This window comes from Janthinobacterium sp. GW823-FHT03B06, from assembly GCF_058796955.1.
The window spans coordinates 204,102-218,718 of sequence record NZ_JBXAJE010000008.1 but is presented as its reverse complement, the minus strand read 5'-3'; the positions used below and the strand labels follow the sequence as shown (position 1 = coordinate 218,718).

Below are 14,617 nucleotides of genomic sequence, written 5' to 3'. Positions count from 1 at the left end.
TTGATTGCCTCGTCACTGCGTTGGAAATACTGGATACCTGCCCTGCTGAGCGCAGCCCTGCTGAGCGCCTGCGGCGGCGGCAGCGATAGCGGCAATACGTCGCTGAGCAACTCGACCCCGGCCGGGCAATTGACGCAGGAGCCGGGTGCTCCCGTTCTCAGCAACAATATTGCCACCGATGGCTTCAACTGGTTCAACTACCGGCGCAGCCAGATCGGCCTGTCGCCGCTGGTGCGCAATAGCCTGATCGACAGCGCGGCCCTCGGCCATTCCAGCTATCTCAATCTCAACAATACGGTGGCGCACGAACAGGTGCAGGGCAAGCCCGGCTTTACAGGCGTCACACTGGGCGACCGCCTGGCCAAGGCCGGCTACGTCGTCACCTCGCTGCAGGGTGAAGTGATCGCCGGCGCGAGCAACACGTCCGGCTTTTACCTGGCCGAAGAACTGGTCACGGCCATCTATCACCGCTTCGTCATTTTCGAACCGCTGTTCAAGGAAGGCGGCGCGGGCGCGGCCGTCAGCAGCGCCGGCTATGCCTATTTCACCACCGACCTGGCCGGCAACCGCAGCTATGGCCCGGGGCTGGCGGCGGGACAGATCGTCACTTACCCCTACAGCGGACAGCAGAAGGTGGCCGTCAGTTTTTCCAGCAATAACGAATCGCCCGATCCCGTGCCGAACCAGGACGTGGTCGGCTACCCGATCAGCGTGCATGCCAATTACGGCACGCCCGTCAGCGTGACGGCGTTCAGCGTGCGCCAGCGCGGCGCCGCCGCGGACTTGGCCGTGCGCCTGCTCACCAGCGGCAACGACGTGCATACACCGGTCTCGGCCGCATCCATCATCCCGCTGGCGGCCTTGAACGCGAACACCAGCTATGACGTGAGTTTCATCGGGAAAGTCAATGGCGCGGACGTCACGCAGAGCTGGTCATTCACGACGCGCTAGGCGGCAAGCTGGCGCCAAGCGGACGCAGTGCAGAGTACGACTGGATGTAAAATAGCAGTTCCTGCTTTACTGACATTGACAAGTTTTGGGGCGCTCTGCACAGCATGCTGAAACCACACGCCACTTGCGATGATGATGCCGCCGTTGCGGCATCCGACATGGTCCGTATTCTCGACGTTGAGAACGGACTGGGCCGCATCATGGGCGACCGCATCCTGTACCTGAAAATCCTGCGCCGTTTCCTGCACGACCACGGCACCACGCCGTGCCAGATCCGCGCCGAATTCGACACGGGCAACTACGTTTCCGCGCGCCTGAAAGCGCATACCCTGAAAGGCGCCGCCGGCATGATCGGGGCGCGCCATGTGCACAGCCTGTCGGAAACCCTGGAATCGGCACTGCGTGCGCAGGCGCCCGACCTGGCCCAGCAGATGCTGCAGCTGGAACTGGCGCAGGATCAATTGCTCGGCGCAGTCAGCAGCATGCTGGGCACGCCGGAGGCAAACCACACGGCGGCGCAGGACGTGGCGCCCGACCCGGCCGCGCCCGCCATCCAGCTGCTGCTGGCGCGCCTGGCCAGCCATTTGCGCGAAGGCGACGGCGCGGCCATCGACATCCTGGAAAACTCGGCCAGCCTGCTCGCGGCCAGCCTGGGCGTGAACGTGTACCAGGAGGTGGCCGCCGCCGCGCACGAGTTCGATTTCGAAGGCGCCCTGGCGGCGCTGCTGCGGCGCCGCTAGCGCACAGCGAGCTGCCGCTCAGCTGTTGAACTGCGCCTCTTCCGCATACGCCACGCAACAACTCTTGCAACAGAAGCGGCGCACGGCATCGAGCGGCTTGTCGCAGTACCAGCATGCACCTTTCGGCGGCAGCGCTGCGATCAATTGCGGCAGGGAAGGCAATGGCGGCGCCGCCATGCCCCTGCTTTCCACGACTTCCGGCTGTTCGCTGTCCATGGCGCTTCCTTTCCTAGCGGCACTTCAAGGCCGCTCAGCAAGATTACGTCAGCACAGTTTGAAGCCCATGACATTTCTCAACCGTGGCCACGCTTGCCCCATCGGCACCTTGAAATTTCCAAACGACAACGTTGTCACTTCACACTACAATCAGTGCTCCGTTCACTTGCGCGCACGCCATGAAACACATCCCCCTGTTGCTCTCCTGCCTGCTGCTCAGCGCCTGCGCCACGCGCGCGCCCACCGCCTACACCCTCAATTCGGGTGCCGAACGCACGCCGGAACAATTGGCGGTGGTATTCGAACATGCCGACCTGACCCTGCGCATCGATCCGGCCCGCCGCAGCATTGCCGGCGATGCGCGCCTGACCTTCCTGGCCACGCAGCCGATCTCGCGTTTCGCGCTGGACCTGGACCGCAACCTGCCCGTCGATGCCATCGAAATCGACGGCAAGGCGCTGCGGCCGCAAGACTATGCCAACCCGGACGGCCGCCTGAGCATGACCTTGCCGGCCACCCTCGCGGCAGGCGCGCGCACCACCATCCGCATCGTCTACCACGGCGTGCCGCACGTCGCCGTGAAAGCGCCGTGGGATGGCGGCATGGTATGGTCGAGCACGGCCGATGGCGCGCCGTGGATCGCCAGCGCCGTGCAAGGCGAAGGCTGCGACCTGTTCTGGCCCTGCATCGACCACCCGATGGGCAAGGCCCGGCTGATCGACCAGCACATCCAGGTACCGGCGCCGCTGGTGGCGGCCGGCAACGGCATCGCGCTCGGCATGGATGAGGCCGACGGCTGGCGCACCTGGCACTGGCGCGCCAAACACCCGAGCACCTATGGCATCGCCCTGAACGTGGCGCCCTACCGCAGCCTGCAGGGCGAGTATGCGAGCCGCTACGGCAACCGCATCCCCCTGCAATTCTGGTACTTGCCGGAAAGCGAGGCCAAGGCAGGCGCGCTGTTCGCGGAATTGCCGCCCATGCTGGACTTTTTTGAAAGCGTCATCGGCCCCTACCCGTTTGGCGATGAGAAAGTCGGCATCGCCGAAACCCCGCACAAGGGCATGGAACACCAGACCATCAATGCCTATGGCAACAAATTCGCCAAGACCAGCTATGGCTACGATGAATTGCTGCAGCATGAGTTTGCCCATGAATGGTTCGGCAACCAGCTCACCAACAGCAACTGGGACGATATGTGGCTGCACGAAGGCTTCGGCACGTATATGCAGCCGCTGTACATGCAATATCTGCGAGGCGAGCAAGAGTATTTTGCTTCGTTGCAGCAAATGCGGGCCGGCATCGTCAACAAGGCGCCCATGGTTTCGGGCAAGCCGAGAAGCGAGGAAGAAGTCTACGACCAGAAAAAGGGCGGACCGGGCGGCGACCTGTATGTGAAAGGGGCGCTGGTGCTGCACACCTTGCGCGGCCTGATCGGCGACGAGGCCTTCTTCCGCGCCGTGCGCCTGCTCGTCTACGGCACGGAACAGCCGCTGCCGGGCCAGCTCCAGCCGCGCTACGGCAGCACGGCGGAATTCATGGCCATCGTCAACAAAGTCACGGGCAGCAATTACGACTGGTTCTTCCAGGTTTATCTGTACCAGGCGGCATTGCCGGAACTGTCCGCCGTGCGCGACGGCGACACCTTGCGCCTGCTATGGAAGACGCCTGCCGACATCGCCTTCCCGATGCCGGTGGAAGTGCGTATCGGCAAGGAAATCCATACCGTGTCCATGTCGCTGGGCTTTGGCGAACTGCCCCTGCCGGCCGGCGCCACATACACGCTCGACCCGCACTCGCGCGTGCTGCGCCGCGCCGAGCATATCGAGGCGTTCCAGAAGTTCAAGGAAGAACAGGCGAAGGGGAGGAAGGGGTAAGAAAACCTGGGGTCAGACCCCCTCGCACCTGAGCGATGACCTTTGTGTTAGCGGTGTTGAGGGTCTGACCCCGGCCTTTTCGCCGTTCGGACTTATTTCCGAAAGCTCCTGACCGCGTCATTGGCATTCTCGGCAATGACTTGTTGCAGCTTCGGCTGCTTCGCGTATTTCACGCGCAAGCGCTTCCACTGCCGCTGCGCCTGGCCGCACGAGCTGGCCACGGCTTGCGTGATCTCGCGCTGGCGCGCCTTGTCGTTGTCATCCCATTCGCCGGCGAAGTGCTCGCACATCTGCGCATTTTCGACGAATTTCGCCACGTCTTGCGGCAGTTTTTCCTGCGCACCGGCCAGCAGGGGCAGGAAACTGAACAGCAGAACAAGCAGCAGCTTCATCGCACCTCCTTATTTGCCGATGCAGAAACGGCTGAAGATCACGCCCAGCAAATCGTCAGGCGAAAACTCGCCCGTGATGCTCGACAGCTGCACCTGCGCCAGGCGCAGCTCTTCGGCGAACAGGTCCAGCGACTGGTCGTCCTGCGCCGCGTGCGCGGCGGCGATATCGAGATGCTTGCCGGCCGATTTCAAGGCGATCAGATGGCGTTCGCGCGCCAGGTACAGCGATTCGCCCGTCTGCTGCCAGCCGGCGATGCGCAACAGTTCCGCGCGCAGCAGGTCGATACCGATGTGCTCGTGCGCCGACAGATACACGTGGGTGGCGTCCGGCATGTTGTCGACGCCGGGCTTGTGGCCCGACAGGTCGATCTTGTTCCACACGCGCACCACGGGCACGCCTTCCGGGAAGGCGGCGACGATGGTTTCATCGGCCAGTGTCGGGCCATGGTCGGCGTCGAGCAGGTGCAAAATCACGTCCGCCTTGCCAATTTCTCCCCAGGTGCGCTCGATGCCGATGCGCTCGACGGCGTCGATGGTGTCGCCCGCGCTGCGGATGCCGGCCGTGTCGATGATGTTGAGCGGAATGCCTTCGATCTGGATGGTTTCGCTGACCTTGTCGCGCGTGGTGCCGGCGATCGGCGTGACGATGGCCACGTCGGCGCCCGCCAGCGCGTTCAGCAAGGACGATTTGCCCACGTTCGGCTGGCCGGCCAGCACCACGTTCAGACCTTCGCGCAGCAGCGCGCCCTGCGCCGCCTGCGCAAACACTTTATTTAACGCTTCGATGACGGCTTTTAATTGACCGCGCGCATTCGATTTTTCCAGGAAATCGATTTCCTCTTCCGGGAAGTCCAGGGTCGCCTCGACCAGCATCCTTAAACCCGTCACCTGTTCCACCAGCGCGTGGATGGTGTTCGAGAACGCGCCCGACAGCGATTGCGAGGCGGACTTGGCCGCCGCTTCCGTCGAGGCGTCGATCAGGTCCGCCACGGCTTCGGCTTGCGCCAGGTCCAGCTTGTCATTGAGAAAAGCGCGGCGCGTGAATTCGCCCGGTTCGGCCAGGCGCAAGCCGCTATCTTTACCCGCTTCGAGCACGCGCGCCAGCAGCAGCTGCAGCACGATGGGGCCGCCGTGGCCCTGCAATTCCAGCACGTCTTCGCCCGTGTAGGAATGCGGGCCCTTGAAGTGGATGGCGATGCCCTGGTCGATGATGCTGCCATCGGCTTCCGTGAACGGCAGATAGGTGGCGTGGCGCGGTTTCAGCGTTTGCGCGCCGAACAGGGCCGTCATCAGCGGGGCGAGATTTTTGCCGGAGGCGCGTACCACGCCGATGCCGCCGCGCCCGGGAGCGGTGGCGATGGCGGCGATAGGGGAAGAGTCGAGTTTCATGGGGATATTGTAATAGGTACGGCAAGGGAAGGTGCAGCAACGTAGGTCGGCTTAGCGCGCAGCGCGTAAGCCGACGCAGCACACGCTGGCGATAGTGTCGGATTACGCGTGGCCTTGCCACGCTATTCCGACCTACAAGAATTAAAAAGCCCGCACTAGGCGGGCTTTTACTTCGCTAACCCTGCTTACACAGTGGACGGCGCGTATTTCTTGGTGATCACCCATTGCTGGCCGATCGACAGGACGTTGTTGACGACCCAGTAGAGTACCAGGCCCGACGGGAAGAAGAAGAACATCACCGAGAATGCCAACGGCATGAACAGCATCATCTTCGCTTGCATCGGATCGGCCGGGGCCGGGTTCAGCTTGGTCGTGATGTACATCGAGATCGCGTACAGCACCGGCAGGATGCACCATGGGTCATGCTGGGCCAGGTCGGTGATCCAGCCGATCCATGGCGCGCCGCGGATTTCCACGGACGCGTTCAGCACCCAGTACAGGGCGATAAAGACGGGCATCTGGATCAGGATCGGCAGGCAGCCGCCCAGCGGATTGATTTTTTCCGTCTTGTACAGCTCCATCGTGGCCTGGTTCATCTTTTGCGGATCGCCTTTGTAGCGCTCGCGGATCGCCTGCATCTTCGGCGTGACCAGTTTCATCTTGGCCATGCTGCGGTAGCCGGCGGCCGACAGGGGGAAGAAGGCCAGCTTGATCAGGATCGTGAAGGCGATGATGGTCCAGCCCCAGTTACCGAGCACGCTGTGGATGTGTTCCATGACCCAGAAGATCGGCTTGGCGATGATGGTCAGCCAGCCGTAATCCTTGACCAGTTCCAGGCCAGGCGAAACGTTTTCCAGCAGGTGCGCGATTTGCGGACCCGAGTACAGCTTGCTGTCCATGCTGGCCGTGGCGCCTGGCGCCAGGGTCGGCAGTGGCAGCACGTTGCCGATGGCATACAGGTTGGTGCCGAGCTTTTTCGTGAAGATGTCGCGCTTGGCGTTTTCAGGCGGAACGAAAGCCGAGACGAAGAAGTGTTGCGAAATCGCAAACCAGCCGCCATTCGCCGTGGCCGGATGCAGGCCCTTCATGGCGTTGTCGTTGCCCTTCTTCTCGTCTTCCACGGCCGCTTTTTCGATTTTCTCGAACGTCAGCTTCTGGTACTTGTCTTGCGGCGTGTACAGGGTCGGACCCGTGAAGCTGCTGTTGAAGAACGAGTCGCCGACCGGCTTGTTGCCGTCATGCGTCAGCTGCAGGTACAGCTGCGGCGTGACAGGGGCCGCGCCCACGTTGGCCACGTCGTGGCGCACGTCGATGACGTAGTCGCCGCGCTTGAACGTAAACGTCTTGGTCAGCTTGACGCCGCCTTCGACCGCTTCCATCACCAGTTGCACTTGCTTGCCGTCACCGAGGGTGCGCACGCCAGGCTGCACGGTGAAACCGCTCGCATGGGTGGGGAAAGGACCGCCGACCAGGCCCGACTGCGCCAGGTAGGTGTGGTTCGCGCCTTCGTCGAACAGCACTTCGTTTTGCTTGCCTTCGTCAGGCTGGCACCATTTGAACAGGCCGAAGCAGCCGCCGAACCAGCCCGGATTGCCCGCGCCCTTGAACTTCAGCAATTCCAGACGCTTGACCTGGCCGCCCAGGGTGTCGATATCGACCTTGATGACGTCGGTGGTGATGGTAATCACTTCGCGCTTGAACGCGGCGGGATCGGTCGCTTCGCCAGGCACGGCGGTCGCGCCGGCAGCAGGCAGGGCGGCCGTCTTGGCCGGGGTGACAGGCGCCTTGGCGGTTTGTTCCGTGTTCGCGGAGAACATCGACGGCTTGCCGTTCGAGATCATCCATTCGTTCCAGAGAATTACCAGCGAGACGGAAAACACGATCCACAGGATGGTACGTTTATTGATATCCATTAGGGTATTTGTCAGGAGTGGTTGCAACCGCAAGCGGTCGTTGAAGATTGTTTGCCATCGGCCGGCGGCACCGGGTCGACGCCCCCTTCATTCCAGGGGTGGCAACGGCACAGGCGCTTGGCAGCCAGCAGGCTGCCCTTGGCCGTACCGTGCACGCGCAGCGCTTCCATCGCGTAATGCGAACAGCTCGGATAGAAACGGCAATTCTGTCCCAGCATGGGGCTGATCAGCAACTGATAAGCACGCAGCAGGAACAGCAGCAGGGTTTTCATGGCGCGGATGGTGGTGGCGCAGCAACAGAACGGGCCTGGGCGGCGATTTGCGCCGCGAACAGGCGGCTCAATTCTTCACGCAGCTCGGCTTTGAGCTTGCTCGTGGTGGCCGGGCCATCCTTGCTGTTGACGGCGCGCGACAAACGCACCACGCAGTCGACCGGCGGCATCGCGCTGTTGCGAAACAGCTCGCGCGTGACGCGCTTGATCGTGTTGCGGGTCGCCGCGCGCGGCGCGAAACGCTTGGCCACAACGACGCCCAGCCGCGCATGCGGCAATTGATTGTGTCGGGTGTACAGCACAAAATGCGCTGTTTTTTGCGAAGGGCGCAAACGAAAAACGGATGAAAATTCATCCGTTTTAACGATACGCCGAAAGCGCGCGAAGTCGTGTGAACCTTCGCGTTGATTGCCGACTGGAGTACAGCTAGCCACGCGATCAGCTGTCAACGACAAGCCTAGACGGCCAGACGTTTGCGGCCCTTTGCGCGACGTGCGTTGAGCACATCACGGCCACCACGGGTAGCCATACGAGCGCGGAAGCCGTGCGTACGCTTGCGGCGAACGACGGAAGGTTGGTAAGTACGTTTCATGTTGGTCTCGCTAAAAACAAAAAAAATGCAAAATCGGGTCTGACGTCCCGTCAGTTTTTGGTGCCAATGACAATCGCGCACTTATGCCAAGGCACAAGCTGGCCAATCTCATCGCCCGCTTGAACGCGCACCAAATCGACTACGCGGAGCGATTTGCGGCCTCCGGTGCTCACTGTGCCTTCGCACAGTTGCGCGCCTCAGCCACAACTCATCACCGCTCGCTACGATTTGGTACTGCGTCGTTAATCCACGCTTAGTCCATATTGTCGTTCCAAATGAATAAACACGGAATACGGGCGGGGAACCCTGAATTATTCAGCATATGCCCCCCTCTTGTCAAGGATTGCCGTGATCGCCTGGAAATTTGCGCGCGGCTCCCCACCTGCGCCGCAGGCCGCGCCAGCACTGCCTGTGACGGGATAACCGGGGGATAAGTCGCTTCTTATACACATGGCGCCCCACCCCGCCACACAAAAATAAGCGTCGTGCCTGTGGATAACTTTGTCAGTCGGGAGTAGAATAGCGCGTTACGTGTGGCGAGCCCTCGCGCGACGCCGGCCTTGCAACACGGTGACCGCAGGGCAGAATCGATACGCCCTCCCACACCTTTTCACATAGACATACATGGATAATTTCTGGCAGGCCTGTTCCGCGCAGTTGGAACTGGAGCTGACACCGCAACAATTCAGTGCGTGGATCAAACCGCTTATCCCTCTCGATTACGAAGAGGGCAAGCTGCGCATTGCTGCGCCCAATCGCTTCAAGCTCGATTGGGTCAAGACCCAGTTCGCCAGCCGCATCACGGCGCTGGCCATACAGTATTTCGAAGCGCCGACGGAAGTGCAGTTCGTGCTCGACCCGCGCCTGGCCCTGCCGAAAAAGCCAGTCACCGCCAGCACCCCGGCCAGCGATCCGAATGGCGGCGCGCCCAGCGCGCGCCCGGCGGAGCCGCAGCCGAGCGTGCCGGAACTGAGCATCGGCGCCGCGCCGCGCCGCGAGCAGAGCCGCATCAACACCGACCTGACCTTCGACAGCTTCGTGACCGGTAAGGCCAACCAGCTGGCGCGCGCCGCCGCCATCCAGGTGGCGAACAATCCGGGCGTGTCGTATAACCCGCTGTTCTTCTACGGCGGCGTCGGCCTCGGTAAAACCCACTTGATCCACGCCATCGGCAATCAGGTGATGGCCGACAATCCGGGCGCGAAGATACGCTACATCCACGCAGAACAGTACGTTCGCGACGTAGTGACCGCTTACCAGCGCAAGGGTTTCGACGATTTCAAGCACTACTATCACTCGCTCGACATGCTGCTGATCGATGATATCCAGTTCTTTGGCGGCAAGAGCCGCACGCAGGAAGAGTTTTTCTATGCGTTCGAGGCATTAATTGCTGCGAAGAAACAGATCATCATCACCTCGGATACGTATCCGAAGGAAATCACGGGCATGGACGACCGCCTGATTTCGCGCTTCGACTCGGGCCTGACGGTGGCCATCGAACCGCCGGAACTGGAAATGCGCGTGGCGATTCTGTTGAAAAAAGCCAAGCAGGAAGGCGTGACCTTCTCCGACGACGTGGCCTTCTTTGTCGCCAAGCACTTGCGCTCGAACGTGCGCGAACTCGAAGGCGCGCTGCGCAAAATTCTGGCGTACTCGCGTTTCCATGGCAAAGACATCACCATCGATATCGTCAAGGAAGCCCTGAAGGACTTGCTGTCGGTGCAGAACCGCCAGATTTCCGTGGAAAACATCCAGAAAACCGTGGCCGACTTCTTCAATATCAAGGTGGCCGACATGTATTCGAAGCGCCGCCCCGCGAATATCGCCCGGCCGCGCCAGATCGCCATGTACCTGGCCAAGGAATTGACACAGAAGAGCCTGCCGGAAATCGGCGAGCTGTTCGGCGGCCGCGACCACACCACGGTGCTGCATGCCGTGCGCAAGATCGCGCTGGACCGCACCAAGAATCCGGAATGCAACCATGAATTGCATGTACTGGAGCAAACATTGAAAGGCTAAGAACGCCTGACCAAACCTACTGCGCGTCGCGATTCGCGGCCTCCGATGCTCACTGTGCTAAAGCACAGCTCCGCGTCTCGGCCACGACTGACTGCCGCTCGCTACGGTTTTGTCAGGCGTTGCAAGCACGACTGGGCAAGACTGGCTCAAAACGTGCTTTACCCTTATCATCTGGGAGGGCGCCGCAGCCGGTCTGTCGGGGCTCCCTATGGCAAGAATTGTTAAATTAATACGTTAAACGTCGTACTGTTCAACCTATACATTGAGGATAAATATGCAATTGGTCAAAACCACCCGAGATACCCTTCTCCGGCCACTGCAGATCGTGAGCGGTATTGTCGAGCGTCGGCACACTATGCCGATTCTGGCCAATATCCTCATCCGCAAAGACGGTGAAAATGTGTCCTTCCTGTCGACCGACACTGAAGTGCAGATCACCACGCACGCGGAAATCGGTTCCGGCGCGGACGTCACCGGTACCACCGTGGCCGCGCGCAAGCTGCTCGACATTTTGCGCGCCCTGCCCGAATCGGGCGACGTCACGATGACCCTGCTCAACAAGCGCCTGACCGTGCAAACGGGCAAGTCGCGCTTCGCGCTGCAAACCCTGGCGGCGGAAGAGTTTCCAACCGTGCAACAGGCGGAGAGCTACAACGCGTCCGTCACCCTGCCCCAAAAAACGCTGAAGCACCTGTTCAACATGGTGCATTTCTCAATGGCGCAGCAAGACATCCGCTATTACCTGAACGGCTTGCTGCTGGTTCTGGATGGTAATAATGTCATCGCCGTGGCCACCGACGGTCACCGCCTGGCGTTTTGCCAGGTCGCCACCGAGCAGACGTTCGCGCGCCAGGAAGTGATTATCCCGCGCAAGACCATCATCGAACTGCAGCGCCTGCTGGAAGAGAACGATGAACCGGTGCAGCTGGACATCGCCGCCAACCAGGTGAAACTGACCTTTGCCGACATCGAGCTGATCTCGAAGCTGGTGGAAGGCAAGTTCCCCGACTACACGCGCGTGATTCCAAAAGGCTACAAGAACGACTTCACCATCGGCCGCGATGAACTGCTGCGCTCGCTGCAACGTGCGGCCATCATGACCAGCGACAAGTTCAAGGGCGTGCGCTGCATCATCACCCCGGGCAGCATGAAGATCAGTTCGACCAATGCGGACCAGGAAGAAGCCGTCGAAGAGCTGGAAATCGACTACGGCGGCGACTCCGTCGACATCGGCTTCAACGTGACGTATCTGCTGGACGTGCTGAACAACCTGAAATGCGAATACGTCAACATCGCGCTGGGCGACTCGAACTCGTCCGCCCTGATCTCCATCCCGGACAATGCCGACTTCAAGTATGTCGTCATGCCGATGCGGATCTAAAGACCACAGCAGTGACGTAGGTCGGATGAGCGCAGCGTCATCCGACATGCTGAGCGCCGTCTGTCGGGTTACGCCGTTCCGGCTAACCCGACCTGCGGTCATCAGCCAGCAGCCCCGAATCAATCAGCAATCGTTATTTGAGAAAGCAGTCCATGTCCGAGAATCCACAAGACACCCCGATCCAGGCCAAAACGGAAGAATACGGCGCCTCCTCCATCCAGATCCTGGAAGGCCTGGAAGCCGTACGCAAACGCCCGGGCATGTACATTGGCGACACCTCGGACGGCACCGGCTTGCACCATCTGGTATTCGAAGTGCTGGACAACTCCATCGATGAATCGCTGGCCGGCCACTGCACGGAAATCCACGTCACCATCCACAGCGACAATTCGATCTCGATCACCGACAATGGCCGCGGCGTGCCGACCGGCCTGAAAATGGACGACAAGCACGATCCGAAGCGTTCGGCGGCGGAAATCGTCATGACCGAACTGCACGCCGGCGGCAAGTTCGACCAGAACTCGTATAAAGTCTCGGGCGGTTTGCACGGCGTGGGCGTGTCCTGCGTGAATGGCCTGTCGAAATTGCTGAAATTGACCATCCGCCGCGACGGCAAGGTCCATTACATGGAATTCGTGCGCGGCGTGCCGCAAGACCGCCAGATCGTCATGGTCGGCGACGTCGCCACCTCCCCGATCAAGGTCATCGGCGACACCGACAAACGCGGCACCGACGTGCACTTCTGGGCCGACGAAGAGATTTTCACGCACGTGGAATTCCACTACGAAATCCTGGCCAAGCGCATCCGCGAACTGTCCTTCCTGAACAATGGCGTCAACATCAAGTTGTCCGACCAGCGCACGGGCAAGGAAGAAATCTTCGCTTTCGAAGGCGGCACGCGCGGCTTCGTCGAATACATCAACAAGGCCAAATCGGTCTTGCACCCGACGATTTTCCAGGCTACGGGCGAGCGCCTGTCGGACCAGAATACGAACATCTCGGTCGACGTGTCGATGCAGTGGAACGATGCCTACAATGAACAGGTGTTGTGCTTCACGAATAACATCCCGCAACGCGACGGCGGCACCCACCTGACGGGCCTGCGCGCGGCCATGACGCGCGTGATCAACAAATACATCGATGAACACGAGTTCGCCAAGAAGGCGAAAGTGGAAATCAGCGGCGACGACATGCGCGAAGGCCTGACCTGCGTCTTGTCGGTGAAAGTGCCGGAACCGAAATTCTCGTCGCAGACGAAAGACAAGCTGGTATCGAGCGAAGTGCGCGGTCCTGTCGAAGAGATCGTCGCCAAGACCCTGGCCGATTACCTGCAAGAAAAACCGAACGACGCCAAGATCATTTGCGGCAAGATCGTCGAAGCGGCGCGCGCGCGTGAAGCGGCCCGCAAGGCCCGCGATTTGACGCGCCGCAAAGGCATCATGGATGGCCTGGGCCTGTCGGCCAAGCTGGCCGACTGCCAGGAAAAAGACCCCGCCCTGTGCGAACTGTACATCGTCGAGGGTGACTCGGCAGGCGGCTCGGCAAAACAGGGACGCGACCGAAAGTTCCAGGCGATTCTGCCGCTGCGCGGTAAAGTCTTGAACGTGGAAAAAGCCCGTTTCGAGAAAATGCTGTCGTCGGAGCAGATCACCACCCTGATCGCCACCCTCGGCACCTCGATCGGACCGGACGAATTCAACGTCGAGAAGCTGCGCTACCACCGCATCATCATCATGACCGATGCGGACGTCGACGGCGCCCACATCCGTACCCTGCTGCTGACCCTGTTCTACCGCCAGATGCCGCAACTGGTCGAGCGCGGCCACATCTACATCGCGCAACCGCCGCTGTACAAGGTGAAAGCAGGCCGCGACGAGCGCTATCTGAAAGATGACGCCGAGGAAGCGAGCTACATGATGACGGTGGCGCTGAACACGGCCGTGCTGGTGCCGCGCACAGGCGCGGAAGGCATTTCCGGCGACACCCTGACGGAACTGGTGCGCAAGTTCAACCTGTCGAACACCATCATGACGCGTCTGACGCGCGTCATCGACCGCGCCGCCCTGACGGCCATCATGACGGGCGTGCAGCTGGACCTGTCGACCCTGGACCTGGCGGAAGCTTCCGCCCTGGCCCTGCAGACGGCCATCAACGACAGCGCCGTGAAAGTGCATGTGCGTTCCGACGACTTGTCGGAAAAACACATGCTGCGCATCGAGCGCATGCACCACGGCAACATCAAAGTCAGCGCCATCGACGCCGACTTCGTGCAAGGCCCGGACTACGCCGTGCTGAGCAGCGGCGCCGCCACCTTCGAAGGCCTGATCGGCGAAGGCGCGTTTGTCCGCCGCGGCGAAGGCGAGCGCATGAAGGAAATCGCCGTGGTCGACTTCCACCAAGCCATGCAATGGCTGCGCGACGAAGCCGAACGCACCGTCTCGAAACAGCGCTACAAAGGTCTGGGCGAAATGAACCCGGACCAACTGTGGGAAACCACGATGGACCCGACCGTGCGCCGCCTGTTGAAGGTGCAGATCGAAGACGCCATTGCGGCGGACCAGATCTTCACGACGCTGATGGGAGATGACGTGGAACCGCGCCGCGCGTTTATTGAAAATAATGCGCTGCGCGCGGGGAATATCGACGTTTAAGCATGTTGTAGTTTAGGATTCCAAAGCACATGAAATAAATCTCGTTATTTAAAATATCGGCGGCCACGCAAAATGGCCGCCGTTTTTGTATCCAAACCCAAAAATTTCGAGATAAACTCTCAAATAATTTCTGAGGCTGGTCAAATATACGTTAGACATCGCCAAGATTAAATCATCACTCTGCATTATTTTATGTTTACTGAAAGCAATTACTGTAAAATTGA

13 protein-coding genes are annotated in these 14,617 nt (G+C 60.6%); 6 read left to right on the top strand and 7 right to left on the bottom strand.

Going from position 1 to position 14,617, the window contains the following annotated elements; genetic code table 11:
* Both AC1RBA_RS23790 and AC1RBA_RS23785 read left to right on the top strand, forming a co-directional pair.
* Nucleotides 1–951 carry a CAP domain-containing protein gene (locus AC1RBA_RS23790; protein ID WP_306532786.1) on the top strand — a complete coding sequence of 317 codons (951 nt, stop codon included), beginning with the start codon at nucleotides 1–3 and terminating at the stop codon, nucleotides 949–951.
* Between the two features lie 104 nt (nucleotides 952–1,055).
* On the top strand, nucleotides 1,056–1,691 hold the full coding sequence (locus AC1RBA_RS23785) for an Hpt domain-containing protein (protein ID WP_070224760.1): 636 nt from the start codon (nucleotides 1,056–1,058) through the stop codon (nucleotides 1,689–1,691).
* An 18-nt stretch (nucleotides 1,692–1,709) separates the two neighbouring features.
* On the opposite strand, the gene AC1RBA_RS23780 is transcribed toward AC1RBA_RS23785, so the two are convergent.
* The gene (locus AC1RBA_RS23780) at nucleotides 1,710–1,907 is read right to left on the bottom strand and encodes a hypothetical protein (protein WP_070224761.1); all 198 of its coding nucleotides are present in this window, start codon (nucleotides 1,905–1,907) and stop codon (nucleotides 1,710–1,712) included.
* A 179-nt stretch (nucleotides 1,908–2,086) separates the two neighbouring features.
* Between AC1RBA_RS23780 and AC1RBA_RS23775 the strand changes: the two genes are divergently transcribed.
* The gene (locus tag AC1RBA_RS23775) at nucleotides 2,087–3,784 is read left to right on the top strand and encodes a M1 family metallopeptidase (protein ID WP_492419971.1); all 1,698 of its coding nucleotides are present in this window, start codon (nucleotides 2,087–2,089) and stop codon (nucleotides 3,782–3,784) included.
* Nucleotides 3,785–3,876: 92 nt separating this feature from the next.
* Here AC1RBA_RS23775 and AC1RBA_RS23770 read toward each other — a convergent pair whose 3' ends face one another.
* The 6 genes from AC1RBA_RS23770 to rpmH form a co-directional block, all read right to left on the bottom strand.
* Complete coding sequence (locus tag AC1RBA_RS23770; RefSeq protein WP_070291978.1) at nucleotides 3,877–4,176, bottom strand: hypothetical protein; 300 nt, start codon at nucleotides 4,174–4,176, stop codon at nucleotides 3,877–3,879.
* A gap of 9 nt (nucleotides 4,177–4,185) precedes the next feature.
* Nucleotides 4,186–5,565, bottom strand: a complete 1,380-nt coding sequence (gene mnmE, locus AC1RBA_RS23765; protein ID WP_070310263.1) for a tRNA uridine-5-carboxymethylaminomethyl(34) synthesis GTPase MnmE — start codon at nucleotides 5,563–5,565, stop codon at nucleotides 4,186–4,188.
* Nucleotides 5,566–5,750: 185 nt separating this feature from the next.
* Nucleotides 5,751–7,478, bottom strand: coding sequence for a membrane protein insertase YidC (gene yidC, locus AC1RBA_RS23760; RefSeq protein ID WP_070291974.1), 1,728 nt, complete (start codon nucleotides 7,476–7,478; stop codon nucleotides 5,751–5,753).
* Between the two features lie 11 nt (nucleotides 7,479–7,489).
* Nucleotides 7,490–7,750, bottom strand: coding sequence for a membrane protein insertion efficiency factor YidD (gene yidD, locus AC1RBA_RS23755; RefSeq protein WP_034754335.1), 261 nt, complete (start codon nucleotides 7,748–7,750; stop codon nucleotides 7,490–7,492).
* Complete coding sequence (gene rnpA / locus AC1RBA_RS23750) at nucleotides 7,747–8,199, bottom strand: ribonuclease P protein component (RefSeq protein ID WP_076569540.1); 453 nt, start codon at nucleotides 8,197–8,199, stop codon at nucleotides 7,747–7,749. Before rnpA ends, yidD begins: the two co-directional genes overlap by 4 nt.
* Before the next feature lie 8 nt (nucleotides 8,200–8,207).
* Nucleotides 8,208–8,342: a 50S ribosomal protein L34 gene (gene rpmH, locus AC1RBA_RS23745; protein ID WP_010401996.1), complete on the bottom strand. Its 135-nt coding sequence runs from the start codon at nucleotides 8,340–8,342 to the stop codon at nucleotides 8,208–8,210.
* 624 nt (nucleotides 8,343–8,966) lie between these two features.
* Between rpmH and dnaA the strand changes: the two genes are divergently transcribed.
* The 3 genes from dnaA to gyrB all read left to right on the top strand — a co-directional run bounded on the left by dnaA (nucleotide 8,967) and on the right by gyrB (nucleotide 14,393).
* Complete coding sequence (gene dnaA, locus AC1RBA_RS23740; RefSeq protein WP_070224767.1) at nucleotides 8,967–10,361, top strand: chromosomal replication initiator protein DnaA; 1,395 nt, start codon at nucleotides 8,967–8,969, stop codon at nucleotides 10,359–10,361.
* A gap of 274 nt (nucleotides 10,362–10,635) precedes the next feature.
* On the top strand, nucleotides 10,636–11,742 hold the full coding sequence (dnaN, locus tag AC1RBA_RS23735) for a DNA polymerase III subunit beta (protein ID WP_034754341.1): 1,107 nt from the start codon (nucleotides 10,636–10,638) through the stop codon (nucleotides 11,740–11,742).
* Between the two features lie 152 nt (nucleotides 11,743–11,894).
* A complete protein-coding gene (gene gyrB, locus AC1RBA_RS23730) occupies nucleotides 11,895–14,393 on the top strand; it encodes a DNA topoisomerase (ATP-hydrolyzing) subunit B (protein WP_070224768.1) in 2,499 nt (832 codons plus the stop codon).
* Nucleotides 14,394–14,617: the final 224 nt, after the last annotated feature.